The sequence below is a fragment of the Nocardia flavorosea NBRC 108225 genome (assembly GCF_001613385.1).
GTDB classification, from domain to species: domain Bacteria; phylum Actinomycetota; class Actinomycetes; order Mycobacteriales; family Mycobacteriaceae; genus Nocardia; species Nocardia flavorosea.
Genome location: NZ_BDCG01000018.1, coordinates 251042 through 275799 on the forward strand (window position 1 = coordinate 251042; position 24758 = coordinate 275799).

Annotated in this window: 23 protein-coding genes and 1 tRNA gene; 17 read left to right on the forward strand and 7 right to left on the reverse strand. The window is 66.0% G+C overall.

Annotated features, from left to right (window positions below; all coding sequences use genetic code 11):
* Nucleotides 1–13: 13 nt before the first annotated feature.
* Both NFL01S_RS25015 and NFL01S_RS25020 read right to left on the reverse strand, forming a co-directional pair.
* Nucleotides 14–1054: an SDR family NAD(P)-dependent oxidoreductase gene (locus NFL01S_RS25015; RefSeq protein ID WP_062978725.1), complete on the reverse strand. Its 1041-nt coding sequence runs from the start codon at nt 1052–1054 to the stop codon at nt 14–16.
* A 41-nt stretch (nt 1055–1095) separates the two neighbouring features.
* Complete coding sequence (locus tag NFL01S_RS25020) at nt 1096–2385, reverse strand: M24 family metallopeptidase (protein WP_063916036.1); 1290 nt, start codon at nt 2383–2385, stop codon at nt 1096–1098.
* A 195-nt stretch (nt 2386–2580) separates the two neighbouring features.
* Here NFL01S_RS25020 and NFL01S_RS25025 point away from each other — a divergent pair, with 195 nt between their 5' ends.
* A complete protein-coding gene (locus tag NFL01S_RS25025; RefSeq protein ID WP_062978727.1) occupies nt 2581–3423 on the forward strand; it encodes a helix-turn-helix transcriptional regulator in 843 nt (280 codons plus the stop codon).
* 87 nt (nt 3424–3510) lie between these two features.
* Here the strand turns inward: NFL01S_RS25025 and NFL01S_RS25030 are convergent.
* Nucleotides 3511–3597 (reverse strand) — tRNA-Leu (locus NFL01S_RS25030).
* Between the two features lie 220 nt (nt 3598–3817).
* Here NFL01S_RS25030 and NFL01S_RS25035 point away from each other — a divergent pair.
* From NFL01S_RS25035 to polA, 7 genes are all read left to right on the forward strand, one after another.
* A complete protein-coding gene (locus NFL01S_RS25035) occupies nt 3818–4414 on the forward strand; it encodes an ANTAR domain-containing response regulator (protein ID WP_062978728.1) in 597 nt (198 codons plus the stop codon).
* Between the two features lie 231 nt (nt 4415–4645).
* Nucleotides 4646–5866 (forward strand): branched-chain amino acid ABC transporter substrate-binding protein, encoded by a 1221-nt coding sequence (locus tag NFL01S_RS25040; protein WP_062978729.1) that lies wholly within the window; start codon nt 4646–4648, stop codon nt 5864–5866.
* A gap of 92 nt (nt 5867–5958) precedes the next feature.
* Entirely contained in the window at nt 5959–6996 is a 1038-nt protein-coding gene (locus NFL01S_RS25045) for a branched-chain amino acid ABC transporter permease (protein WP_062978730.1), read from the forward strand.
* Nucleotides 6993–8381, forward strand: a complete 1389-nt coding sequence (locus NFL01S_RS25050; RefSeq protein ID WP_062978731.1) for a branched-chain amino acid ABC transporter permease — start codon at nt 6993–6995, stop codon at nt 8379–8381. The genes NFL01S_RS25045 and NFL01S_RS25050 overlap by 4 nt, the downstream gene beginning before the upstream one ends.
* Nucleotides 8382–8422: 41 nt before the next feature.
* A complete protein-coding gene (locus NFL01S_RS25055; protein ID WP_084493232.1) occupies nt 8423–9421 on the forward strand; it encodes an ABC transporter ATP-binding protein in 999 nt (332 codons plus the stop codon).
* Nucleotides 9421–10173, forward strand: coding sequence for an ABC transporter ATP-binding protein (locus NFL01S_RS25060; protein WP_062978732.1), 753 nt, complete (start codon nt 9421–9423; stop codon nt 10171–10173). Before NFL01S_RS25055 ends, NFL01S_RS25060 begins: the two co-directional genes overlap by 1 nt.
* 268 nt (nt 10174–10441) lie before the next feature.
* Nucleotides 10442–13186 (forward strand): DNA polymerase I, encoded by a 2745-nt coding sequence (polA, locus tag NFL01S_RS25065; protein ID WP_062978733.1) that lies wholly within the window; start codon nt 10442–10444, stop codon nt 13184–13186.
* 150 nt (nt 13187–13336) lie between these two features.
* Here the strand turns inward: polA and NFL01S_RS25070 are convergent, their stop codons facing one another.
* Complete coding sequence (locus NFL01S_RS25070) at nt 13337–13675, reverse strand: hypothetical protein (protein WP_062978734.1); 339 nt, start codon at nt 13673–13675, stop codon at nt 13337–13339.
* Nucleotides 13676–14312: 637 nt separating this feature from the next.
* On the opposite strand from NFL01S_RS25070, the gene NFL01S_RS25075 reads away from it, so the two are divergent.
* Nucleotides 14313–14753, forward strand: coding sequence for a 2-isopropylmalate synthase (locus NFL01S_RS25075; protein ID WP_062978735.1), 441 nt, complete (start codon nt 14313–14315; stop codon nt 14751–14753).
* A gap of 103 nt (nt 14754–14856) precedes the next feature.
* On the opposite strand, the gene trxA is transcribed toward NFL01S_RS25075, so the two are convergent.
* Nucleotides 14857–15240, reverse strand: coding sequence for a thioredoxin (gene trxA, locus NFL01S_RS25080; RefSeq protein ID WP_062978736.1), 384 nt, complete (start codon nt 15238–15240; stop codon nt 14857–14859).
* Nucleotides 15241–15365: 125 nt separating this feature from the next.
* A complete protein-coding gene (locus tag NFL01S_RS25085; RefSeq protein ID WP_062978737.1) occupies nt 15366–15899 on the reverse strand; it encodes a 2'-5' RNA ligase family protein in 534 nt (177 codons plus the stop codon).
* A 233-nt stretch (nt 15900–16132) separates the two neighbouring features.
* On the opposite strand from NFL01S_RS25085, the gene NFL01S_RS37125 reads away from it, so the two are divergent.
* From NFL01S_RS37125 to NFL01S_RS36170, 7 genes are all read left to right on the forward strand, one after another.
* Nucleotides 16133–16558 carry a helix-turn-helix domain-containing protein gene (locus NFL01S_RS37125; RefSeq protein ID WP_245670865.1) on the forward strand — a complete coding sequence of 142 codons (426 nt, stop codon included), beginning with the start codon at nt 16133–16135 and terminating at the stop codon, nt 16556–16558.
* 2 nt (nt 16559–16560) lie between these two features.
* Nucleotides 16561–17277 (forward strand): RNA-guided endonuclease InsQ/TnpB family protein, encoded by a 717-nt coding sequence (locus NFL01S_RS37130; protein WP_245670876.1) that lies wholly within the window; start codon nt 16561–16563, stop codon nt 17275–17277.
* 124 nt (nt 17278–17401) lie between these two features.
* Nucleotides 17402–18265, forward strand: a complete 864-nt coding sequence (locus NFL01S_RS25095) for an ABC transporter substrate-binding protein (protein ID WP_084493233.1) — start codon at nt 17402–17404, stop codon at nt 18263–18265.
* A 2-nt stretch (nt 18266–18267) separates the two neighbouring features.
* Nucleotides 18268–19197 carry an amino acid ABC transporter permease gene (locus tag NFL01S_RS25100; protein WP_062978738.1) on the forward strand — a complete coding sequence of 310 codons (930 nt, stop codon included), beginning with the start codon at nt 18268–18270 and terminating at the stop codon, nt 19195–19197.
* On the forward strand, nt 19194–19970 hold the full coding sequence (locus NFL01S_RS25105; RefSeq protein WP_062978739.1) for an amino acid ABC transporter ATP-binding protein: 777 nt from the start codon (nt 19194–19196) through the stop codon (nt 19968–19970). The genes NFL01S_RS25100 and NFL01S_RS25105 overlap by 4 nt, the downstream gene beginning before the upstream one ends.
* 536 nt (nt 19971–20506) lie before the next feature.
* Entirely contained in the window at nt 20507–21391 is an 885-nt protein-coding gene (locus tag NFL01S_RS25110) for an SPFH domain-containing protein (protein WP_062978740.1), read from the forward strand.
* Complete coding sequence (locus tag NFL01S_RS36170) at nt 21391–21564, forward strand: type II toxin-antitoxin system antitoxin (protein WP_168433925.1); 174 nt, start codon at nt 21391–21393, stop codon at nt 21562–21564. Before NFL01S_RS25110 ends, NFL01S_RS36170 begins: the two co-directional genes overlap by 1 nt.
* A gap of 71 nt (nt 21565–21635) precedes the next feature.
* On the opposite strand, the gene NFL01S_RS25115 is transcribed toward NFL01S_RS36170, so the two are convergent.
* Nucleotides 21636–22496 carry a class I SAM-dependent methyltransferase gene (locus NFL01S_RS25115; RefSeq protein WP_062978741.1) on the reverse strand — a complete coding sequence of 287 codons (861 nt, stop codon included), beginning with the start codon at nt 22494–22496 and terminating at the stop codon, nt 21636–21638.
* Between the two features lie 167 nt (nt 22497–22663).
* Between NFL01S_RS25115 and rpsA the strand changes: the two genes are divergently transcribed.
* Nucleotides 22664–24124 carry a 30S ribosomal protein S1 gene (rpsA, locus tag NFL01S_RS25120; protein WP_062978742.1) on the forward strand — a complete coding sequence of 487 codons (1461 nt, stop codon included), beginning with the start codon at nt 22664–22666 and terminating at the stop codon, nt 24122–24124.
* The last annotated feature ends 634 nt before the right edge of the window (nt 24125–24758 follow it).

Below are 24758 nucleotides of genomic sequence, written 5' to 3' on the forward strand. Positions count from 1 at the left end.
TGTTCGCTCGATATCACATCATCCGGCCGGTGAATTCATCTCCGCTTAGCACGTTGTTTTTCTGTGGCTCCGGCTCGATACCAGATCGCCGGCGGAGATGGGCAGGTTCCTCCTCTGAGCGGAGGCCGACGAGCCGCTTCGAGTCGTTCCAGAGCGTGCGGGCGCGCTCCTCATCGTAGGAAACCTTCGACGATTGCCTCCGCCGCAGCTTTCCCTCCCGTGCTTGAAAGTACTTACCGGATACCGTGGCGTAGCGCTTGTCGACCGCGAGATCGGCCAGCGCGGCACCGGAGAACGCGACCGTCGATGTCGTGACGCCGATATATGTGGATATCGATTGCATCAGGGAACTCGCTGCCAGCCATTGCACCGCTTTCGGCATATTCCGCAAGAAGCCTGTCTCGGGAACCGATCCGGGGTCGTAGGCGAGGGAGGCGATCGCGCTGCCGGCGCGGTCGAGGCGGCGGGCGAGTTCGTAGGCGTACATGACCGTGCAGAGTTTCGAGGTCGAATAGCGTTTGCCGGCCGGTAAGGGTTTCGCCCCGCTCAGCCCGTCGTTGGCCAGCTCGACGGCCCTCGGTTCGACGGCGGCGCCGACGAGCTTGCCGTCCATGGTGTCTGGATCGTGCGTACCGCTCGCGGTGAACACGACACGACCGTCCGCGGATATCGCCGGAAGCAGGAGTTCGACCAGAAGGAAATGGCCGAGGCAGTTCGTCGCGAACGTCAGTTCGTAGCCGTCCGGGCTGTATTTCTCCTTGCCGTCGAACCGGCCACCGGCGTTGCAGATCAGTGCCTGCAGCGGTGCGGCCGCACCGCGTTCGATCAGCGAACCGTACGTGGCAGCCGCGGTACGCACCGAGGCGAGAGACGAGGTGTCCAGTTCGACCGTCACCACGTCGATATCGTGCACCGTGCGCAGTTCTTCGGCGACTGCCTGCATTCGTTGCGGGCTTCGGCCGGCGAGTACGAGGTCGACTCCCCGGGCAGCGAGCTGCCTGGAGCATTCGAGCCCGATGCCGGAATGACCGCCGGTGATGAAAACTGTTGCCATACTTGCTCCTTGACTGGGATTCGCCGATAACACCGCAGCGGCTATGCCGATAGGGCCGAGTTGTCGCCTCGGGCGCGCAGAATCTGCGCCGTGTACGGATTGAGTTCGATCGGGTCGGGGTCGCCGACGATCACGGTGCCTCCGAGGTAGGCCAGGTGCCGGCCGAAGACGTAGTTGGGCTCCATGGCGAAGGTCATGCCGGGCACGAGTTCGAGGTCGGCACCGATCGTGGGGTGGTCGGGCTCGGGTGGGTAGGCTTCGGCGCCGGGAATCCACTGCCCGGCGTCGGCGGGGAAGCCGCTCAGCGCGATCGCCGGGTTGAGCGCGTGCACGGACGGCCCGAACTCCCAGCCGCCGGCAGGGTCCAGTACCTCCCGCATAGCAGCGACGACGTCGCCGAACGTCCGCCCCGGGCGCAGCGACCGCAGGCCCGCGTCATACGTCGCGCGGGCAACCTCGGCGGCACGCAGCAGATCCGGATGCGGCTCGCCGACCGTGATCGTGGCCTGGTGCTGCGTATGACGTCCGCCCAGGTTGGCGAAAACCTCCGCCGAGACGACATCACCGTCGGCCAGGACGCGGGGCGCCTGCGGACGGTAGCTCCACGGCGGCACGGCCCGGGCCAAAGGGGCGGGACCGGAGTAGAGATGCATTGCCGCCGGAGTGGTGCCCCGCGCGTAACCTGCAGCCATTCCTGCTGCGTAGACCTCGCTCTCCGAGACACCGGCGGCCGCGGTGGCGACCATGGCGGCCACCATGGCGTCTCCGATGCTCCCCGCGCGGCGTACGACGGCGATCTCTTCGCTGCTCAGCGGCATGATCAGACGGGACAGCGGCCGGGCGACGGGGACGAATTCCGCGTCGGGGAACGTGTCGAGGATGGTGTTCCACTGCCGGTAGGGCACGAGCCCCTCGGGATGCCACGGCGGATACGGCTCCAGGCCTACGACGCCGATTGTTGCCGTCGACAGTCCCAATGCGGTGAGCGTCTCGGCAATTGCCGCCGAGTCGCGAGACACCCGGATGTTATCGGGTGTGATCCAGGGGATGTCGCCGCGGCGAATGCCCTCGAGATAGTCCCGCCAGAACATCTCCATCGGCAACAGTGACAGCGGGTCGCCGTCGCGGGTAAAGACGACCGTCGTCCCCGCCCTGGCGTTGGTGAACCAGGTATCGAAGGCGAACGGCGCGGGACCGGCATCTTCGTGCTCACCGAAAACCAGCAGTGCGTCCAGCCCTTCACGCTGCATGAATTCGCGCGTCAGGCGCCAGCGGCGGTCACGCTCGGCGGTGGAGTAGCCAGGTATTTCTGCGTTGTCTCCGCGGTTCATATCGTTCTCCTCGGGGCTCGAACAGGTGTGGATGCCAGGAACTGCCCCGTACGCGTAATCGGGCGCGGATTCGGTGTGCTCGTGACCGGCACCTGTCACCACGATGGCCCGGTAGCGGTAGGTGATCCAGAGACTTCCGAAGCTAGGAGTGGCGGTACCAGGACAGCGAGCATCCGGCCGGGGAAACTCGAGGACATGGATCGCGCCGAACTCGCCAATGTCCTGAGAGCCGCGCGGGCACGTATCGCGCCCGAAGAGGTGGGGCTTGTGGCAGGCCCCAGGAGACGGGTTGCGGGTCTGCGACGTGAAGAGGTCGCGCAACTCGCCGGGCTCAGCGTCGACTATGTGGTGCGCCTCGAACAGGGGCGCGCGCCGCGCCCATCGATCCAGGTGCTCGCGGCGCTGACCAGGGCATTACGGTTCGACCGCGACGGACGCGATCAGGTCTTCCGGCTCGCCGGGAGCGCCCCGCCGCTGGCGGGTCGGGTCGAGATGTCGTTGCGGCCGAGTGTGCTGCGGTTGCTACAGCGTATGACCGACCTGCCCGCGCTCGTGCTGTCGGCAAAAGGTGATGTACTGGTGCAGAATTCGATGGCCCGCGCTCTCTTGGGCGAACTCGCCGACCGGCCGGAGGGACAACGCAACCTGTTCCGGCAGCGGTTCCTCGGCACCGGCGAAACTCGCGTGGTGCTCGATCCGGAGGAAGCGGAATCGACCGAGCGGCAGGCAGTCGGATCGCTCCGCACCGCGCTCTCGCGCTACCCCGACGACCCCCAGCTGCGTGAAATGATCGACGAGCTGATGGCCCGCAGCCCGCGATTCCACCGGCTGTGGCAGGAAGGAAACTCCACGACGTGGCGGTCGATGCACAAGACCGTCGAGCACCCGGATTTCGGGCGGCTCGTCTTGGACTGCGACACTCTGCTGCTGCCCGATACCGACCAGTCGATGATCGTCTACTCCGCCGCGGCCGCCACCCGCGAAGCCTCGGCACTCGACCTGATGCGCGTAACGGGCACCGAGCGGATGACCACCTGACCCCGTCTCATGCGGGATCTCCCGAAACCGGACGCTCGCTTGTGCTGTGCGAAGAAAATGGGCGGTGGCGCACCACCCGCCCGACCTTGGTGCCGAGTGTGGGACTCGAACCCACACGTCCTTTCGGACAACGGTTTTTGAGACCGTCGCGTCTGCCAGTTCCGCCAACTCGGCGCACCGGGTGCAAATGATAGCCCGAGCCGGCCGAATCGCCGAATTCCGGGTGGGTTGCCGGGGGAGGAAGGGTGGTAAGCAGGGTAAATGCAGCGGCGTTCCTGGTGAACGGTAGTCTCTACACCACCCGATCGCGTGACGGCGGATCGACGGCCGGGCATCGGTGTCGATCCGCCGTTCGCGATATCGGGACGAGGCATCGGAACCAGAGGGGTCGTTTATGGGCACTAGTGCAGACGCCGGGGCGAAACGTGTGGTTGTCGCCGAGGACGAGGCGTTGATCCGGATGGATCTGGTGGAGATGCTGACCGAAGAGGGCTACCGGGTCGTCGGGGAAGCCGGTGACGGGCAGCAGGCCGTCGACCTCGCGGTGGAGCACCGGCCCGATCTCGTGATCATGGATGTGAAGATGCCGCGCCGCGACGGGATCGATGCGGCAGCCGAGATCGCGTCGAAACGGGTTGCGCCCGTGGTGATTCTGACGGCGTTCAGCCAGCGGGACCTGGTCGAGCGGGCCCGGGACGCCGGCGCCATGGCCTATCTCGTGAAACCCTTCACCAAATCGGATCTGGTCCCGGCGATCGAGTTGGCGGCGAGCCGGTTCCACGAGATCACGGCGTTGGAGAGCGAGGTCGCCACCCTGGGGGAGCGGCTGGAGACCCGTAAGCTCGTCGAACGGGCCAAGGGGGTGCTGATGCAGACGCAGGGGTTGAGCGAACCGCAGGCGTTCAAGTGGATTCAACGCACCGCGATGGACCGCCGCACCACGATGAAGGCAGTGGCGGAGGTCGTGCTGGAGAACCTCGCACCGCAGTGAGACGACCCGCTCACCGGTGGTGCGTTACCGGCGAGCGGGACGATTTTACCCGCTCGAAACAATACTCGGGCAAGAATCTGCGACGAGATCATCGCGATGATCCGAATGTCACGCGCGATCAACATACCGGAGTTATGTTTCTCACAGGCCGGCGTAGTCGGCTACCCCGGTCCGGCCGGGGAATGATGAGGAACATAGGGGTAGATCGTGTTCGTTTCGACATGGTCGGGTATGCCGCGGCGCAGCCGCCGAGTACGCGGGATTCTGGCGGTCGCCGCAGCGGCTACATTGGTTCTGGCAGGTTGCGGGGACAAATCCGCGGGTGACCCGGAGGGGCCCGGTGCCGGCGGGCTGTCCATCGAACCGCTGATGCAGATCGATGCCGCGGGCAAGGAGGTCCCGGCCGCCGACGCCGCCACCGCGGCAGATCCGGCGGGTAACGGTAAGGCGACCTGTCCGCCCACCACGTCGATCGCCATGGCCGGCGCGCTGACCGGACCTGATGCGGCGCTCGGAATCAATATCGTCAACGGTGTGCATTTGGCGATCGACCAGCACAACAAGGCCAATCCGGGCTGTCAGATCCAGGTGAAGCCGTTCGACACCGAAGGTGATCCGCAGAAGGCCAGCCAGGTGATACCGCAGATCGTGAACGATCCGTCGATCATCGGTGTGGTCGGTCCGGCGTTCTCCGGCGAAACCAAGGCCACCGGGCAGATCCTCAGCGATGCCGGGCTGGTCGCGGTGTCGTCGTCGGCCACCAATGCGACCTTGACGCAGAACGGATGGAAGACCTTCTTCCGTGGTCTGGCCAACGATGATGTGCAGGGACCGTCGGTGGCGAAGTACCTGGTCGACACCGCCGGTTACCAGAAGGTCTGCGTGGTCCAGGACAACACCGATTACGGTGTCGGACTGGCGAAGAGCATCACCGCCGGTCTCGGTGCGGCCGCCGATCCGGCGTGCGCGGCCAGTATCAAGAAGGGCGACAAGGATTTCTCGGCCACCGTCACCAAGATCGCGAACGCGCAGCCGGACGCGATCTTCTACTCCGGCTATTACGCCGAGGCGGCGCCGCTGGTGCAGCAGTTGCGCGACGGCAATGTAGAAGCGGCGTTCGTCTCCGCCGACGGCACCAACGATCCGCAGTTCGTCAGCCAGGCCGGCGATTCGGCGACCGGTGCGGTGCTGTCCTGCCCCTGTGGTCCGGCCCCGGCGGAGTTCGCCACCGCCTACGAGGAACTGCACGGTCAGGCCCCCGGCGTGTATTCCGTGGAGGCCTACGATCTGGCCACCATTCTCGCCACCGGTATCGACGCCGGTGAATCGACCCGCCCCGGCCTCTTGGAGTACGTCCGAGGCTACAACGGTGACGGCCTCGCCCGGCACTACCAGTGGGACGCCGACGGCGAACTGTCCGCCGCATTGATCTGGGTGTACGAGGTCGGCTGACCGCTGCGCGAACGGTACGCGCACCGGACCTGGGCCGGGTGCGTACCGCTCGCTGCCCCGGTGCGGGGTCCGAGGACGAGGGCGGATAGCCGATGAGAGCAGCCGTTGCGGCCGATGTGGCCGTCTGGGCGCAGAGATCGATCGATTTCAACTACGAGGGGGTCATAGATCAGTTCTGGCGGCTGACCGTCGACGGACTGTCCTACGGCGCGATATACGCCTTGGTGGCGGTGGGCTACACCCTGGTCTACGGGGTACTGCGGCTGATCAACTTCGCCCACTCCGAAGTGTTCATGCTCGGGATGTTCGGCCAGTACGTGGGCCTGATGCTGCTGGGATTCGCGCCCAGCGGTAATGCCTACAGCGAGGGCATCGTGCTCACGGTCGTGTATCTCGGTGTGGCCATGCTCATCGGTATGGCGGTATCCGGGGCGGCCGCGGTCGGGTTGGAACGGGTGGCCTACCGGCCGTTGCGGCGCCGCGGCGCCAAACCCCTGACCTTCCTGATCACCGCGATCGGTATGTCGTTCGTACTGCAGGAGTTCGTGCACTTCGTGCTGCCGCAACTGTGGCCGGGCCTCGGCGGGAACAACGCCCAGCAGCAGATCACCCTGGTCGAACCCGAAACACAGTTCACCATCGCCGGGGCCGAGGTCACCAATGTGACCCTGGTGATCGTGATATCGGCGGTGGGACTGGCGATATCGGCCGAGATCCTGATCAATCGCACCCGGTTCGGCCGCGGTATCCGTGCGGTGGCCCAGGATCCCGATACCGCGACGCTGATGGGTGTTTCGCGGGAGCGGGTCATCATGCTCACTTTCCTCATCGGCGGCCTGCTGGCCGGCGCCGCCGCCATGCTGTACGTGATGAAGATTCCGCATGCCGTGATCTTCAACGGCGGATTCATCCTGGGCATCAAGGCTTTCGCCGCTGCTGTGCTGGGCGGTATCGGCAATGTGCGCGGCGCGGTGCTCGGCGGCCTGCTGCTCGGTCTGGTGGAGAACTACGGGCAGATGCTGTTCGGCACCGAATGGCGCGATGTGGTGGCCTTCCTGGTGCTCGTACTGGTGTTGTTCTTCCGGCCGACCGGCATCCTGGGAGAAAGTCTCGGAAGGGCGCGCACATGAGTATTGCGGCGACCGAGAAGAAAGGTCACGGCTTCGGCGACGAGCTGCGGGCGTGGTGGACCGGGCTCAGCAGGCCGGCGCAGTGGGCGCTCGGGATACCGGCGCTGTTGCTGCTCGCTGCGCTTCCGCTGTTTCCGCCTCCGCTGCTGGACACCCCGGGCACCAGTTTCGGCGGTGTGCTGGCGCAGTTCGCGATGTATGCCCTGATCGCCATCGGTCTGAATGTGGTGGTGGGACAAGCCGGTTTGCTGGATCTCGGCTATGTCGGTTTCTATGCCGTCGGTGCGTACACCGTCGGTCTGTTGACCAGTCCGAACAGTCCGTGGAACCAAACCGGCGACGGCTGGCTGAACTCCGAGTGGGCCTGGCTGGCCTGTGTGCCGCTGGCGATCATGGTGACCGCCGTATCGGGTCTGCTGCTCGGTTCGCCCACCTTGCGCCTGCGGGGTGACTATCTGGCCATCGTGACCCTCGGTTTCGGCGAGATCGTCCGCCTGCTCGCCGACAATCTGGGGGAGCTCACCAACGGTAGCCTGGGCCTGTCCGGTATCGCCTATCCGCGGGTCGGTGAATCCGAGTCCCATCCCAACGGTGTGTTCTCCGCCGGGAATGTCGGCGCACCGGAGAGCTCGAATCTCCTCGACCGCGCCAGTTCCGGCACGTGGTGGTACTGGGTCGGGATGTTCGCGGTGGTCGTGGTGCTGCTCGTGGTGGGCAATCTGGAACGGAGCCGGGTGGGCCGGGCGTGGGTGGCGATCCGCGAGGACGAGGACGCCGCCGAGATCATGGGCGTACCGACCTTCAAGTTCAAGCTGTGGGCGTTCATGATCGGCGCCGCCATCGGCGGTCTGTCCGGGGCGTTGTTCGCCGGGCAGGTGCAATTCATCAATCCCACCGGGTTCAACATCATCAATTCGATGCTGTTCCTGTGTGCGGTGGTGATCGGCGGTCAGGGCAATAAGCTCGGTGTCATCGTCGGCGCCTTCCTGGTGGTGTACCTGCCGAACCGGCTGATGTCGGTTTCGATCGTCGAGACCCGGGCCGACGCCTATGTGCAGCTGGCGATCGTCGCGGTACTCTGTGCGGCGCTGCTGGCGGGCCGGCGGTGGCGGGCGGGCTGGTCACGATGGGTGTACCTCGCGGTGAGTGTGGTGGCGGCGGTATACGCGGTGCTGCTGCTGAGCAGTCTGCTGCTCTTCGACGAAGGCGGGGAACAGCGCCTCGGTGACCTGAAGTACCTGTATTTCGGCATTGCACTGGTGGTGATGATGGTCCTGCGCCCTCAGGGGTTGTTCCCGGTCCGTCAGAAGCTGCTCGCTTTCGGCCGGCAGATCGTGCGGGCGATTCGCCGCCCGGCGCCGGAGACCGTGGAGGTGACCTCGTGACCGGCCCGAACCCAGGCGATGCCCTGTTCGACAACGAGGATATGGCCGTGGGCCATACCGCCGAACTCCGTGCCGAATCGGCGGGGGAGGTGGACGTGATCGCGGTCGATCCGGCGCTCGCCGACGACGCCGCGGTCGCCGAGGCCGTGGCCGGGCACCGGGAGATCCGGGCCGAGGTCGGCGCACCGCTGCTGCGCACGGAGGGCCTCACGGTGCAGTTCGGTGGGCTCACCGCCCTGGATTCGGTGAGTTTCGATATCCGCCGCGGTGAGATCTTGGGACTGATCGGGCCGAACGGCGCGGGGAAGACCACCTGCTTCAACGCCATCACCGGGGTGTATCGGCCGAGCGCGGGGACGGTGTTCTTCGACGGGAAACCGCTCACCAAGACCAAACGGCACGCGATCACCCGGCTCGGGATCGCGCGGACCTTCCAGAACGTCCGCCTGTTCGGCGAGATGACCGCCCTGGAGAACGTGGTGGTGGGGACCGACGCCCGTCACCGTACCTCCGTGCCCGGCGCGATTCTGCGGAGCAGACGGCACCGGCGCGAGGAACACGATGCGATCGCCCGGGGCATGGCCCTCCTGGAATTCGTCGGTATCGCCCCCCGCGCCGTGGAGAAGGCCCGCAATCTCTCCTACGGCGACCAGCGCCGGCTGGAAATTGCCCGGGCACTGGCCACCGAGCCGAAACTGTTGTGCCTGGACGAACCGGCCGCCGGATTCAATCCGAGCGAGAAATCCGCGCTCATGGAGCTGATCCGCAAAATCCGCGACGACGGATTCACGGTACTGCTGATCGAACACGATATGCGGCTGGTCATGGGCGTGACGGACCGGATCGTGGTGCTGGAATTCGGCCGCAAGATCGCCGACGGCCTGCCCGCCGATATCCGGGCCGATCCTGCGGTGATCGCGGCGTATCTCGGGGTGCCCGACGACGAACTGACCGCCGAGGACGTCTCGGTGTCCACCGTGGCACTGCGTGCGGAACACGATCCGGCCACTGGTGCCGGCGAGGAATCGGAGGCCCGGTGATGGCCGCATCCCAGGGCGGGAAACCCGGCGGCGAACCGCTCCTCGAGGTCGAGGATATCGTTGTCGGCTACGGCAGAATCGAGGCGCTGCACGGTATTTCACTGCGCGTGGCCGAAGGTGAGCTGGTGACACTGCTCGGCGCGAACGGCGCCGGGAAGACGACCACCATGCGCGCGCTCTCCGGCCTGCTCCCGCTGACCCGCGGCCGCATCCTGTTCGAGGGCAGCGATATCAGCGGGGTACAGGCGCATCGGCGGGTGCTGGCCGGGCTGGTGCAGGCGCCGGAGGGTCGCGGGGTGTTCCCCGGGATGACGGTGCGGGAGAACCTCGATATGGGGTGCTACGCCCGGCCCTTCCGGAACAAGGGCGATCATGCCGCTGCCCTGGACCGGGTTTTCGAACTGTTCCCGCGGCTGCGGGAGCGGGAGAAACAGGTGGGTGGCACCCTGTCGGGCGGCGAACAGCAGATGGTGGCCATCGGCCGCGCTCTGATGGCGCGGCCGCGGCTGCTGCTCCTGGACGAACCGTCCATGGGGCTCGCGCCGATGGTGATCCAGCAGATCTTCCGGATCATCGCCGAGATCAACGCCACCGGGACCACCGTGCTGCTGGTGGAACAGAATGCGCGGCAGGCACTGGCCCGCAGTGACCGCGGCTACATCCTGGAGACCGGTGCGGTCACGAAATCCGGGCCCGGTCGCGAACTGCTGGACGACCCGGCTGTACAGGCGGCCTATCTCGGCGTCGGCTGACACCGAAGCAGCGCCGGTCGGACACCTCCCGATCGGGGCCGGATTCCGTAGGTACTCGTTCAGGGCTGCGTCGAATGCGCGTTGGGGGCTGTGCCGGAAGTGGTGATCGGGCGTTGTGCCGGAAGTGTGGAGGCTGGGCGTTGTGTCGGGGTGGCGGTCGGGTGCTTGTGCCGGAGGTGGGCGCTGTGGCGACGGTCGTTTGCCCGGTGGCGGTATCCGAGACACTCCCTGGGCTCGGTGTCGGGGGGAGTCCCTAGACTCTCCGGGTGTGACCCCACCGACCACTGCGCAGCCGAGCCTCCCCGCCACCGCCGATACCTCCGGATCGCCGGAGACCCGGCCCACGCTGCTGCTACTGGACGGGCATTCACTGGCCTACCGTGCGTTCTACGCGCTGCCGGCGGAGAACTTCCAAACCGTCACCGGCCAGACCACGAATGCCGTGTACGGGTTCACCGCCATGCTCATCAACCTGCTGCGCGACGAGAAACCCACCCACGTCGCCGCCGCCTTCGACGTTTCCCGGCAGACCTTCCGCGTGGATGCGTTCCCCGAGTACAAGGCGAACCGGGCGAAGACCCCGGACGAGTTCCGCGGCCAGGTCGAACTCACCAAAGAGGTGCTGGGTGCCCTCGGTATCCCGGTGATGGCGATCGAGGGCTATGAGGCCGACGACATCATCGCCACCCTCACCACTCAGGCGGTACCGCAGGGCTACCGGGTGCTCATCGTCACCGGCGACCGTGATGCCATCCAGCTGGTCGACGAGAACGTCACGGTTCTCTATCCGCGCAAGGGTGTCTCCGAACTCACCCGGTTCACCCCGGAAGAGGTGGACAAGAAATACGGTCTGAGCCCGGCCCAGTACCCGGACTACGCGGCCCTGCGCGGCGACCCGAGCGACAACCTGCCCGGGATCCCCGGGGTGGGGGAGAAGACCGCGGCCAAATGGATCCGTGAGTACGGCGATCTGAACACTCTGGTCGACAAGGTGGACGAGGTACGCGGCAAGGTCGGCGACGCCCTGCGTGCCAATCTCAGCAGTGTGGTGCTCAACCGCCAGCTCACCGAGATGGTCCGCGATGTCCCGCTGCCCTACACCCCCGACCAGCTCGCCCAGGGCGCCTGGAATCGGGAGCGGATCCACCAGTTGTTCGATGATCTGGAGTTCCGGGTCCTGCGCGACCGGCTGTTCGAAACCCTGGCACCGCCCACCGTCGAGGCCGAATCCGGTTTCGAGATCAGCGGTCAGACGCTGACGCCGGGCAGCGTCGCGGATTGGCTCGGTGAGCATGCCGGTGCCGGTGTCCGGCACGGTATTTCGATCGCCGGGAGCGGCGCTCCGGCCGCCGGGGATGTGCGTGCCCTCGCGATATCGGCCGCGGACGAAGAATCCGCCTATATCGATGTCACCGCCCTCACGCCCGAGGACGAGGCGGCGCTCGGGGCCTGGCTGGCCGATCCCGGCCCGGGCAAAGCTCTGCATGAGGCCAAGAGCGCGCTGCACGCGCTACGGGGTCGCGGCTGGACCTTGGCGGGACTCACCAGTGATACGGCCCTGGCCGCCTACCTGGTCCGTCCGGGCCAGCGCAGTTTCAACCTCGACGATCTGTCGCTGCGCTATCTGCATCGCGAACTGCGCACCGAAACCGAGGCGGCACCGCAGCTTTCGCTCCTGGACGCCGAAGACGCGGTCGATACGGAACTCGCCCAGGGGGAGATGCTGCGTGCCCGCGCCGTGGCCGATCTGGCCGGGGCCCTGGACGAAGAGCTCGGCAAGATCGAGTCCCGGCCGCTGCTGGACGAGATGGAACTGCCGCTGCTCGGGGTGCTCGCCGACCTCGAGGATGCCGGGATAGCGGTGGACAACGATCAGCTCACCGCGCTGCAGCGTCAGTTCGCCGATAAGGTCGCCGACGCCGCGAACGCCGCCTACGACGTGATCGGCAAGCAGATCAACCTCGGCTCGCCGAAACAGCTGCAGGTGGTGCTGTTCGACGAGCTCGATATGCCGAAGACCAAACGCACCAAGACCGGCTACACCACCGACGCGGACGCGCTGGAATCCCTGTACGAGAAAACCGAGCACCCTTTCCTGCAGCATCTGCTCGCGCATCGCGATGCCACCCGTCTGAAGGTCACTGTCGACGGCCTGTTGAAAGCCGTCGCCGACGACGGCCGGATCCACACCACCTTCAACCAGACCATTGCCGCCACCGGCCGGCTGTCGTCCACCGAGCCCAATCTGCAGAACATCCCCATCCGCACCGATACCGGCCGCATGATCCGGGATACGTTCGTGGTCGGCGACGGATACGAATCGCTGATGACCGCCGACTACAGCCAGATCGAGATGCGCATCATGGCGCATCTGTCCGGTGACGAGGGCCTGATCGAGGCGTTCAACTCCGGCGAGGATCTGCACAGCTTCGTCGCGTCGAAGGCCTTCGATATTCCGATCTCCGAGGTATCGCCGGAACTGCGCCGCCGGATCAAGGCGATGTCCTACGGGCTGGCCTACGGCCTGAGTTCCTACGGCTTGTCCGCCCAGTTGAAGATCAGTACCCAGGAGGCGAAGGAGCAGATGGAGGTCTACTTCGCCCGGTTCGGCGGGATCCGCGATTATCTGCAGGCCGTCGTGGACCAGGCCCGCAAGGTCGGCTACACCCAGACCTTGTTCGGCCGCCGCCGCTACCTGCCCGACCTCGACCACAGCAACCGGCAGCGCCGCGAGTCCGCGGAACGGATGGCGCTCAACGCCCCGATCCAGGGCACGGCCGCCGATATCATCAAGGTCGCCATGATCAACGTGCACCGGGCCCTGGCCGACTCGGGCCTGCGTTCCCGGATGCTGTTGCAGATCCACGACGAACTCGTCCTCGAGGTGGCGCCGGGAGAGCAGGAACAGTTGCGCGACCTGGTTCGCGAGAATATGTCCTCGGCGATCGAACTATCTGTGCCACTGAGTGTTTCGGTCGGTATCGGACGCAGCTGGGACGCGGCTGCGCACTGACGGGCACTCACCCGAGTGATCCGGCGGATGGGAGTACAGGCTTTCGGATGTCCTTGGTATGTCCGGGCCGGTTCACTGCTGCACGATTCCGTGTGTTGCCGAGCCGGTGGCTCGCTGCGCATAGGCCGAACGCTCGGCAACTTCCGTGGATCAGCTCTGGCCGGCGAGCAGACCGCCGATCGGCATCGGCGGTAGCGCACGGACCAGGGTCATCACCGCGTTGCAGTATGCGCTGGGGAGGGCATCCCACTGATTGGTGTTGCAGACGTAGTTTCCCATCTTGTCGTAGTGCGAGGAGTGCCCCTTGTAGGACCAGGTGAGTCCGTCTTCGGATGGGCTCGAGGGGCACTGGCCCGCCTCTATGCCCGCGCAGGGCCCTTCGACTCCCCACGGTCCGACCGGATACGCGATCGCTTGCGGTGCCCCGGCGAGAGTCAGCGCCGCGGTTGCCGCCGCGCCGGTGAGCAGGTACTTGACGGTCGATTTCACGATTTCCTTGATGTTGGTAGGAACCCTTTCGCCCTCTTATCGTCCGCCCGGGACGCTCGTTACTTTTGGGTTCTAAACGTTGTGGAACAGCAGTGGCTGTCGCGCGGACCGGGGTTTCAGCCCATCGTGGTGGTGAGGTTGGCGCGGCGGCCGACGAGGAAGGTGTCCCGTTGGTGGCTTCTGCCTGACCCAGCCGTGGCTCGGATATGTCGTCGGCTCGGGGCGAGGCACGCCGGTGTGGCTGCCGGCCGGTTGTACAGCACGACGGGTTCGGAGTCTGCTCGGTCACCCCAGGGGCTGGGGAAATTTTGGGTTACGTGTCGATGACCAGCAGAAACGCTACTGCCGGGTAGCGCAAACCGCGGGGTGTATGTGGTTGCTATCCGCCCGGTGAGTCTTTATCCTCGACACCGTGCAGATCCACGCCGACGGCCTACGTGCCGCGCCGATTCTCGCGGACCGCGAGGGCGCGGCGCTTCTTGCGCGTCTCGCGAAGCCGGCCGGGCGGGTTCTTGCGGTAGTAGTAACCCGCCGTAGCGGGGTCTGATTCGGACCGGCCCCCTCGCTGCGGGCCCCTTTTTCTCGATTTTGCTGGTCCCCCAACCTGCCGACCTTCTCTGGGAAGACCTACGTGCTCATGACCACACTGACGCTGGACAACGACGCCCTGACCACTGCCGCTCCCCGTAGCCTGCGCACCGAATGCGCGGAGCTCACCGCGGACCAATTCCATGAACGCTTCGGCGAATGTGCCGGTCCGATCCGCCTCGCGGGCTGCTCGTCCACCGGTGCCCGCGGCGGCGCGTTCACCGCCACCCTCGAATTCCCGGGGTGGTCGCGTTCGGTGGTGGCCGCCGGTAGCCCGATCGCAGCCATGACCTCCGCCCTCTACGAGGCGGGCTATCCGGTGGAGATCCTGCGCTTCCATCAGCGCCGGACCGCCGCGGGAACCGCCACCTTCGTGCAATGCGAATTCGACGGCCGGCGCGGCTGGGGCGTGGCCCTCGCGGCGGACGGTGCGCAATCCTCGGTGCGCGCGATGATCGCCAGCGTGAACCGCTTGGTCGCCCAGCGCTGATCCGCTGATCCGCCGCCGGGTATCGACCCGGTGCCGGATACGGCACGACGGCGGGCTCTACACCATCCCCGGAAAGTGTGGAGCCCGCCGTCGTTCGTCGATTCTATTCGGCCACTTCGCCGTTGGCTGCTTGTTGCTCGGCGAGTTGCTTACGGACCTCGTCCATATCGAGCGCCTTGACCTGAGAAACCAGATCCTCGAGGGCGGCGGGCGGGAGCGCTCCCGGCTGGGCGAAGACCAGCACGCCTTCGCGGAAAGCCATGATGGTCGGGATGGACTGGATATTGGCCGCCGCGGCCAAGCCCTGTTCGGCCTCGGTATCGACCTTGCCGTGGACGACATCGGGGTGTTTGTCCGCCGATGCCTCGTAGGTGGGTGCGAAACTGCGGCACGGTCCGCACCAGGAAGCCCAGAAATCGACGAGTACCACGTCGTTGCCGGTGACTACCTCATCGAAGTTCTGTTGCGTCAGTGTCTGGGTGGCCATGACGTCCTCTCGTGGTCGGTATACAGGCTGCAACGCCGGCCCCGGCCGCGGTTGTTCCACGGCGGTGTCGTACGCCACCTGGCCCCACCCTACGTTGTCCTATATCGGCTCGCGTGGGCCTCCGGTCAGCCGTGTCCGGCGATCGGCCAGGCCCGGCGGCGGTCCCCGTCCCAGCGCCGCAGACCTACCACGGTCGCGGCGGTGTCCTTGTCCGCGGCCACCGCACTCACCGCCTCCCCGATCCGTTGCGGCAGCACCCGCCGGGCCAGCGTGATATGGGGAGTCCACTGGTTCGGATGCAGGTTCGCCGGAACATCCGGGCACGGTGCCACGATCTGATACACCCGCCGATGCCAGGCCAGTAGTTGTTCCGACGGCACCACTGCACGAACGAGAATCGGTCGCCGCGCCCCGAAGACCAGCACACCGCCGAGGCGGATCGGGAACGGCCGGAAAGGCAGACGGTCCAGGTCGGTGTCGATCCGCGGCCAGATCTGCCGGGCCACCGCCACGGTGATATGGGGCCGATGGCTTTCGGTGTCGCCGGCGCGGGCCCCGCGTCCCAGACCGGGCAGGCCTGCTTCGGCGAGCAGTTCCCACTGTCGCCGGATCCGCTGCTCGGACGTCTCGTCGAGCAGTAATTCCACCGACTGCACCATGATCTGCAGACGGTAGCCGTTCGCTCGCCGGATATCCGGCGGATCGGCCGGTCTCGTGCTGCGCGTGGGTCAAATCTCGGTTACTACGGCCGTGTTGCACCCGCTGTTCGCCAACTGTGCTGACCGTGAAACGTAGCGTACAAGCCCGGTCCATCAGGGCCGGGATAGGGCGTCAACAGCTCCCCGGTCAGGGTTTGAGGGTTGGTGTCGGTAGGGGTTGTTACGGTGCGCGGGTGCAGCTTCGGTACAACTTCCGTATCTATCCAGCGCCCGGCCGGCGCATCGCGCTGGCCGGGGCGTTCGGGTGTGCGCGGGTGGTGTACAACGACAACCTCCGGGCCCGCGAAGCCGCGTATGCAGCCGGGGTGAAGTTTTCGGATTCCGAGATTCAGCGGCGGGTGGTCACCGAAGCTAAACGCAGGCCCGAGCGGGTCTGGTTGTCACAGGTGTCGTCGGTGGTGCTGGTGCAGGCCTGCCAGGACGCGCGGGCGGCGTACCGAAACTGGCTCGACTCGCTGTCCGGGAAACGGAAGGGCCCGAAACTCGGCAAACCCCGGTGGCGGTCCCGGAAGGACAATCGCCAAGCGATCCGGCTCACCCGCAACGGTTTCAGTGTGCGTGCGAATCGGAAGCTGTACGTGGCCAAGGTCGGGATTTGAAGGTGGCCTGGTCGCGGGAGTTGCCGTCGGAACCGTCCTCGGTCACGGTCGTCAAGGATTCGGCAGGCCGGTATTTCGCGTCGTTCGTGGTCACGGTCGAGGAACGCGCGTTGCCGAAGGCCGGCCCCGAGGTGGGTATCGATCTCGGTCTTGCTACGTTCGCGGTCTTGTCGAACGGACGCAAGATCGACAGCCCCAGATTTTTGCGGCAGGCCGAGCGCCGGTTGAAGAAGGCGCAACAGTGCCTGTCCCGTAAGGAGAAGGGCTCACGGAACCGGCTGAAGGCCCGGGTCAGGGTTGCCAAGGCGCATGCGAAGGTAGCCGATACGCGCAGAGATTTCGCACACAAGCATTCCACAAGGATTATTCGCGATAACCAAGCGATATTCGTGGAGGACTTGTATGTGAAAGGTCTTGCGCGGACGAAGCTCGCGAAGTCGGTGCACGACGCGGGATGGGGCATGTTCACGCGGATGCTGGAAGAGAAAGCTCGCCGGTACGGCCGGACCTTCGCCAGGGTGGATCGTTGGTTTCCCTCCACTCGGATGTGTTCGGCGTGTGGGATGGTAGGAGAAAAGAAACCGCTGCAGGTGCGGGAATGGACGTGCACCTGCGGTGCTGTCCACGACCGCGATTTGAACGCGGCCCGCAACATACTCGCCGCAGGGCTTGCGGAGAGTCGAAACGCCTGCGGAGGGGCGGTAAGCCCGGCCGCGTAGCGGAAGGCACGCTCCAGTGAAACAGGAACCCACCGGAGAACCACGCGGTTCAGGAGGAATCCCGGACGTTCACTTCCGGGAGGAAGTCAAGGTGGCTGATCGATCCGGTTCCCGGATCCGGCGGATGGTGTGCGTGATCGCCGGTGTGCTGCTGGCGGCCGGGTGCGTAACCAATATCGAGGACACCGGGCCGGTACCCCCGAAGATCGGGGTGCAGCCCGTGCCGGAGCTCGCGGCCCGCGTACCCCCCGATATCGCCGCGGCGGGGGAAGTGGTCGTCGGCGTGAACGTGCCGTATCAGCCGAACGAGTACCGCGACCGGCACGGCGCTATCGTCGGCTTCGATATCGACTTGATGGATGCAGTGACCGCGGTACTGGGAATCCGTGCCCGCTACACCGAATCGGCGTTCGAGAAGATCATCCCCGCCGTGCAGGCCGGAACCTACGACATCGGGATGTCGTCGATCACCGATACCCCCGAACGGGAGCAGCAGGTCGATTTCGTCACCTACTTCAGCGCCGGTGTGCAGTGGGCACAGCGCACCGGTGACGATATCGATCCGGAGAACGCCTGCGGTAAACGTGTCGCGGTCCAGGCGACGACCGTGGAACATATCGAGGAGGTTCCGGCCAAGAGCGAAGCGTGTGTCGCCGCCGGGAAGGATCCGATCATCATCGACGCGTTCGACGAGCAGAGCTCGGTCACCAACGCCCTGGTCCTGGGTCAGGTCGACGCCATGTCCGCGGATTCCCCGGTGACGGCGTACGCCATCAAACAGACCGACGGGAAGATCGAACCGGCGGGTCCGGTATTCGACGCCGCACCGTACGGGTGGGCGGTGGCCAAGGGTTCCCCGCTCGCACCGGTACTGCGGGATGCGGTGCAGCATCTGATGGACAGCGGGCAGTACCGGCAGATCACCGAGAACTGGGGTGTGCAGGAGGGTGCGCTGGGCACCTCCGTGATCAACGGCGCGAGGAGCTGACCATGGCCACCGATCCGGGCGCGACCCGCGACGACCACGAACCCGAACCGATCGAGGCCGTCCCCCTGCGGCGTCCGGGCCGGTGGCTCGCGGCGGTCCTGGTCCTGGTCCTGGTAGGCCTGTTCGTCTACGGTGCGGCAACCAATCCCGCCTATCGCTGGGATGTGTACTGGCAGTATCTGCGGGATACCAGGATCGCATCCGGTGCCGTGGTCACCCTGGAGCTGACCGTGCTGGCGATGGTGATCGCCGTGGCACTCGGCACAACGCTGGCGGTGATGCGGTTGTCGCCGAACCCGGTACTGCGCGCCACCGCCTGGGTGTACCTGTGGATCTTCCGCGGCACCCCGGTGTATGTGCAGCTGGTGTTCTGGGGGCTGGTGCCGTCGCTGTACCAGCATGTCGCGCTCGGTGTGCCGTTCGGGCCGCGCCTGTTCGAGCTCGATGTCCAGAGCCTGCAGGCGGCCTTCGCGTTCGCGGTGATCGGGCTGGGTCTCAACGAGGCGGCGTATATGGCCGAGATCGTCCGGGCCGGCATCAACTCCGTAGGGGAGGGGCAGCGGGAAGCCTCGACGGCCCTGGGAATGTCCTGGTCACAGACCATGCGCCGGACGGTGCTACCGCAGGCCATGCGGGTGATCATCCCGCCGACCGGTAACGAACTCATCAGCATGCTGAAGACGACCGCCCTGGTCACCGCCATCCCGCTCAGCACGGACCTGTTCGGGCGGGCCCGCGATATCTACGGCGTGAACTTCCTGCCCATCCCGCTGCTGCTGGTCACCGCGACCTGGTACCTGGCCATCACCAGCGTGCTGATGGTCGGCCAGTACTACCTGGAGAAATACTATTCACGCGGGATATCGCGGCAGCTGACGGCCAAACAGCTTCAGGAGCTGGCCGATGCACAAGGGGAGGCACGGGCGAAATGACCGCGACCAGTACGGAGCCGATGGTCCGCGCCGACCGGGTGCACAAGAACTTCGGCGCGTTGCGCGTGCTCAACGGGATATCGCTGGAGGTCCGGCACGGTGAGGTGCTGTGTCTCATCGGACCTTCCGGGTCGGGCAAATCCACGTTCCTGCGCTGTATCAACCATCTCGAACAGGTGAGCGCGGGACGGTTGTATGTCGCCGGGGAACTCGTCGGCTACCGGGAGAAAGCCGGGCGGCTCTACGAACTGCACCCGCGTGACGCCGCGCGGCAGCGCCGGGAGATCGGGATGGTCTTCCAGCATTTCAACCTCTTCCCGCACCGGACCGCGCTCGGCAATGTCATCGAGGCACCGATGCAGGTGAAGAAGGTGCGCAAAGCCGCGGCGACCGCACGCGCGAAGGAACTGCTGGATCGAGTCGGTCTGGCGGACAAGGTAAATGCCTATCCCGCGCAATTGTCCGGCGGGCAGCAGCAACGGGTCGCGATCGCCCGCGCTTTGGCGATGGACCCGAAACTCATGCTCTTCGACGAGCCCACCTCCGCCCTGGATCCCGAACTGGTCGGCGAAGTACTCACGGTGATGCGCGAACTCGCCGATTCCGGAATGACGATGGTGGTCGTCACCCACGAGATGGGTTTCGCGCGGGAGGTCGCCGATCAGCTGGTGTTCATGGACCAAGGGGTGGTCGTCGAAGCAGGACCGCCCGCCGAGTTACTGGCCGCTCCGCGCCACGACCGGACGAAGGAATTCTTGTCCCGGCTGCTGTAGTAGCGGCGGCCGGTCGCGGTCGGGTGGACCAGTGCGATGCGCAGTTGCCCGAGCGGTACTTTCGCCGCGGGTGCCGATGCTGCGGGGGATAGGAGGCGTTGTCGTGCAAGCCGAGGATCCGGGCATCGGTGCCGGCCAAACCGTCGAGGGTGGGTTCCGGTAGCGCCGAGCCGAATTCGTCGATCGCCCGGTGGCCATCGGCAAGTCGACCACTTCCGGGGGCAGTGCATCCGGCGGCCGTCAGTGCCTCGTCCACCACCCGTCGCGCCGAACCGGCCACCTCGGGCCCGAGCCCATCGCACTCGACGAGACCCAGTCGTAGCCGCCGGCCCGATACCGTCCCGTCCATCCGGTCATCGTCGCAGGAGTGCGCGCCCGTGGCGTGGACCGCCGGACCGGTGTCGTCCGGCCCGGCGGTCGTCGATCCGGTGCCGTGCCGGTTCCGCTGGGCGCTTGCGCGCCCTCGAGCCCGGAGTTTGTGGCCGTCCTCGCTCGCTGCTATCGTAGTGATATCACTTTGATAGAGGGAGGATGTCATGAAGTTTCGGGACGTCGCACGGGTCAACGGGTTCGTGGTGTTGCTGATCTGGCTGGTCCTCACGATCGCGCTGGCGGCCGTGGCGGTGGCCGGTTTCGTCGCCTTCGGGCAGAACGGGAACGCTGCCGCGCTGACCGGGGCGATCGTCGCCTGCGTGGTGGCCGTACTGCTGTTGTTCGGAATCACCGGACTGACCGTGGTGAACCCCAACGAGGCCAAGGTCGTTCAGTTCTTCGGCCGCTATATCGGATCGGTGAGCGATCCCGGGTTCTTCTCGGTTCTCCCGATGACCGACCGGCGCAGTATCTCGCTGCGAGTCCGCAACTTCGAAACGCAGAAGCTGAAGGTCAACGACGCCGACGGGAACCCGGTGGAGATCGCCGCGGTGGTGGTCTACAAGGTGGTCGACAGCTTCAAGGCCGCGTTCGCCGTGGACGACTACGAAGAATATGTGGCGACACAGTCCGAGGCAGCGGTCCGGCATCTGGCCACCACCCACCCCTACGACGCCCACGACGACGACCGCACCAGCCTGCGGGACGGCGCCGAAGTCGCCGAGGAACTCACCGTCGAACTGCGCGAACGCACCGAAACCGCGGGGATCGAGGTCATCGAGGCGCGGATCACCCACCTCGCCTACGCGCCCGAGATCGCCCAGGCGATGCTCGTGCGCCAGCAGGCGAACCAGGTCGTCGCGGCGCGGGCCCGGATCGTGGAGGGCGCGGTCGGCATGGTCGGGATGGCCTTGGAACGGCTCACCGCCGAAGGCATGGTCGACCTGGACGAGGAGCGCAAGGCCACCATGGTCTCGAACCTGCTGGTGGTGCTGTGCGGTGACCGGCCCGCGCAGCCCGTGGTCAATGCGGGATCGCTGTACAGCTGATGGCCGAACGCAAGAAGGTCCTGCTCCGGCTCGACCCGGCGGTGTACGACGCGGTGGCGAAATGGGCGGCCGACGACCTGCGCAGCGTGAACGCGCAGATCGAGTTCGCGCTCCGGCGCGCTCTCGACCAGGCCGGCCGTTCACCGCGGACTTCCCGCAGCGACGACTCCTGAACAGTTCCTCTCATCCTCCGGTCCGCGGACGCCGCGGACCGGAGGATGCTTTATCGATGCAGCAGGACCGCTTACTCCGGTTTATGGCTGACGAATATGGCCGTACCCGGGAAAATCTGTCCCCGCAGCGGGCTCCACTGCCCCCATTCCCGGTCGAGCCATTCCGGCCAATCGGGCTCGACGATATCGTCGAGTACCAATCCCGCGCCCACGATTTCCCGGACCCGATCACCGATCGTCCGATGATGTTCCACATAGGTGCAGCGGCCGTCGCCGTCGAATTCGGTGTACGGCGTGCGGTCGAAATAGGGGAGCACGGCCTCGAGGCCGTCCGGCCCCGGATCGTCGCGGAAGATCCAGCGCATCGGATGGTTCACCGCGAAAACCCAGCGGCCGCCCGGCCGCAGCACCCGGGCGACCTCCCGCATGACGCGTGCGGAATCGGCGACGAACGGCACGGCGCCGAAGGCCGAACACGCCAGATCGAACGATTCGCCCGCGAACGGCAGATCCTCCGCGCCTGCCTGGACCAGCGGGACCCGAGGCCCGCCCTGCTCCATCGCGGCAAGCCCCCGAGACAACATCCCCATCGACAGATCCAGCCCCACCGGGTGTGCCCCCTGACCGGCCAGCCAGCGCGCGCAGGGCGCCGATCCGCAGCCGAGTTCCAGGATCCGCTTTCCGGCGATCTCCCCGAGTAGCCGCATATCGCCTTCGTGCAGCCCTTCCGGGCACCATACGAACTCACCCCCCGGACTAGCGGTGCCCAGGAACTCGCCATGGGTATCGTGGTAGTCGCCGGCGTCGGCATCCCACCAGCGCCGGCTCGCCCGCTCGCTTTCTTTCGAATCGACTCGCGAGCGTGCGGCACCCGTGGTTCCCAGTAGTGCGGTGGCCTGAGCGTGGCGATCTTGAACGAGGTCGTCGGACACGACGCGAAGCTTATAGATCCGCAGCGGGGGGTCGTTTGCCCGGCTGGATACGGGTCGCGTACGCTGAACCCGCAAGTGATCACACCCGGAGCCGCTGGGTGTATCGCAGCGTACCGAAAGTCTCAATGTCCGCAACCGATCACAATCCGTCCGGAGCAAACCGCCACATGCCCACCACCGTCACCTCGCCGCAGGTAGCCGTTAACGACATCGGCTCCGCCGAGGATTTCCTCGCCGCCATCGACGCCACGATCAAGTACTTCAACGACGGCGATATCGTCGAAGGAACCATCGTCAAAGTCGACCGCGACGAGGTCCTGCTCGACATCGGTTACAAAACCGAAGGCGTCATCCCGTCTCGCGAGCTCTCCATCAAACACGATGTCGACCCGAACGAGGTCGTTTCCGTGGGCGATGAGGTGGAGGCCCTGGTCCTCACCAAGGAGGACAAAGAGGGCCGCCTGATCCTGTCCAAGAAGCGGGCTCAGTACGAGCGCGCCTGGGGCACGATCGAGGAGCTCAAGGAGAAGGACGAGGCCGTTCGCGGCACTGTGATCGAGGTCGTCAAGGGCGGTCTGATCCTCGACATCGGTCTGCGCGGCTTCCTGCCCGCGTCGCTGGTCGAGATGCGCCGCGTCCGCGATCTGCAGCCGTACGTCGGCAAGGAGATCGAGGCCAAGATCATCGAGCTGGACAAGAACCGCAACAACGTGGTTCTGTCGCGTCGCGCCTGGCTGGAGCAGACCCAGTCCGAGGTGCGCAGCGAATTCCTGCACCAGCTGCAGAAGGGCCAGGTCCGCAAGGGTGTGGTCTCCTCCATCGTCAACTTCGGCGCCTTCGTCGATCTCGGCGGTGTCGACGGTCTGGTGCACGTCTCCGAGCTGTCCTGGAAGCATATCGATCACCCGTCCGAGGTGGTCGAGGTCGGCAACGAGGTCACCGTCGAGGTCCTCGACGTCGACCTGGACCGCGAGCGCGTCTCGCTGTCGCTGAAGGCCACCCAGGAAGATCCGTGGCGGCAGTTCGCCCGTACCCACGCCATCGGCCAGATCGTGCCGGGCAAGGTCACCAAGCTGGTCCCGTTCGGCGCGTTCGTCCGCGTCGAGGAGGGCATCGAGGGCCTGGTGCACATCTCCGAGCTGGCCGAGCGCCACGTGGAGGTCCCGGACCAGGTCGTGGTCGTCGGCGACGACGCGATGGTCAAGGTCATCGATATCGACCTGGAGCGTCGCCGGATCTCGCTGAGCCTCAAGCAGGCCAACGAGGACTACAGCCCCGAATTCGATCCGTCGAAGTACGGCATGGCCGACAGCTACGACGAGCAGGGCAACTACATCTTCCCCGAGGGCTTCGATCCCGAGACCAACGAATGGCTCGAGGGCTTCGACAAGCAGCGCGAAGAGTGGGAAGGCCGCTACGCCGAGGCGGAGCGCCGGCACAAGATGCACACCGCGCAGATGGAGAAGATGGCGGCCGACGCCGCGGCCGAGGCCGTCAACGGCAGCGGTTCGTCGAACTACTCCTCCGAAAGCGGCGCGCAGTCCAGCGCTCCCGCGGAGTCGGGTGGTTCGCTGGCCAGCGATGCTCAGCTCGCGGCCCTGCGGGAGAAGCTCTCCGGTAACGCCTGAGGCATCGTCGGGTAGCCCCGAAGATCTGACGAAGACCCCCGGTTCCTCGCGAACCGGGGGTCTTCGCTATCGGTGGCCGACCATCGCGGAGTCGCGCGGCTGCCGGGGTTCCGGTCGGGCCGGCTGCCGGGCGTGGCTGCGGAACGGCGTTCGGGTCGACGATTCGACGTCCGAGTGACGGATACGGAAACGGCGACGGCCCGGCACCGAGGTGCCGGGCCGTCCACCAGTGTTCTTTTTCAGCCTGCGGGCGCGGGAATCCAGCGAATACGCACTCGTGGTACGACGGGCCGGTGGCGTTTGGCGGCGAAACTGTGTTGCGCCGGGACCACGAAAACGGTGAACCACGAACGCCGGTTTTCGCGCAGATATCTCGCGACGGCCGGAATAAAAACGCAATGCACGCGACCCGCCGAACCCAGCCGGTGGCGGCCTGTACGGATTTCTCTGGTGCGCATACTCTTTCCTTTGCTTGTCGTAACAAGTGCTATCGGAAAAAGGGCAATTCCCGTCGATATTGCGGCGAACGCAGATTATCCGAGTGGATCTCATGGTCCGGACATTTCCGGATCGGGCACCCGTGGGCGTGTCGTACCGCGGCCGCGGATCGACCTGTCCGGCGTGGTCGGTGCCG

What these genes read in the sequence shown, in the direction of transcription:
- NFL01S_RS25025 (WP_062978727.1), top strand. Translation starts at nt 2,581, where the DNA reads ATGGATCGCGCCGAACTCGCCAATGTCCTGAGAGCCGCGCGGGCACGT.
- NFL01S_RS25105 (WP_062978739.1), top strand. Translation starts at nt 19,194, where the DNA reads ATGACCGCGACCAGTACGGAGCCGATGGTCCGCGCCGACCGGGTGCAC.
- NFL01S_RS25035 (WP_062978728.1), top strand. Translation starts at nt 3,818, where the DNA reads ATGGGCACTAGTGCAGACGCCGGGGCGAAACGTGTGGTTGTCGCCGAG.
- NFL01S_RS25085 (WP_062978737.1), bottom strand. Translation starts at nt 15,899, where the DNA reads ATGGTGCAGTCGGTGGAATTACTGCTCGACGAGACGTCCGAGCAGCGG.
- NFL01S_RS25100 (WP_062978738.1), top strand. Translation starts at nt 18,268, where the DNA reads ATGGCCACCGATCCGGGCGCGACCCGCGACGACCACGAACCCGAACCG.
- NFL01S_RS25015 (WP_062978725.1), bottom strand. Translation starts at nt 1,054, where the DNA reads ATGGCAACAGTTTTCATCACCGGCGGTCATTCCGGCATCGGGCTCGAA.
- NFL01S_RS25045 (WP_062978730.1), top strand. Translation starts at nt 5,959, where the DNA reads ATGAGAGCAGCCGTTGCGGCCGATGTGGCCGTCTGGGCGCAGAGATCG.
- NFL01S_RS25075 (WP_062978735.1), top strand. Translation starts at nt 14,313, where the DNA reads ATGACCACACTGACGCTGGACAACGACGCCCTGACCACTGCCGCTCCC.
- NFL01S_RS36170 (WP_168433925.1), top strand. Translation starts at nt 21,391, where the DNA reads ATGGCCGAACGCAAGAAGGTCCTGCTCCGGCTCGACCCGGCGGTGTAC.
- trxA (WP_062978736.1), bottom strand. Translation starts at nt 15,240, where the DNA reads ATGGCCACCCAGACACTGACGCAACAGAACTTCGATGAGGTAGTCACC.
- rpsA (WP_062978742.1), top strand. Translation starts at nt 22,664, where the DNA reads ATGCCCACCACCGTCACCTCGCCGCAGGTAGCCGTTAACGACATCGGC.
- NFL01S_RS25020 (WP_063916036.1), bottom strand. Translation starts at nt 2,385, where the DNA reads ATGAACCGCGGAGACAACGCAGAAATACCTGGCTACTCCACCGCCGAG.
- NFL01S_RS25055 (WP_084493232.1), top strand. Translation starts at nt 8,423, where the DNA reads ATGGCCGTGGGCCATACCGCCGAACTCCGTGCCGAATCGGCGGGGGAG.
- NFL01S_RS25095 (WP_084493233.1), top strand. Translation starts at nt 17,402, where the DNA reads ATGGTGTGCGTGATCGCCGGTGTGCTGCTGGCGGCCGGGTGCGTAACC.
- NFL01S_RS25110 (WP_062978740.1), top strand. Translation starts at nt 20,507, where the DNA reads ATGAAGTTTCGGGACGTCGCACGGGTCAACGGGTTCGTGGTGTTGCTG.
- NFL01S_RS25050 (WP_062978731.1), top strand. Translation starts at nt 6,993, where the DNA reads ATGAGTATTGCGGCGACCGAGAAGAAAGGTCACGGCTTCGGCGACGAG.
- NFL01S_RS25060 (WP_062978732.1), top strand. Translation starts at nt 9,421, where the DNA reads ATGGCCGCATCCCAGGGCGGGAAACCCGGCGGCGAACCGCTCCTCGAG.
- NFL01S_RS25040 (WP_062978729.1), top strand. Translation starts at nt 4,646, where the DNA reads ATGCCGCGGCGCAGCCGCCGAGTACGCGGGATTCTGGCGGTCGCCGCA.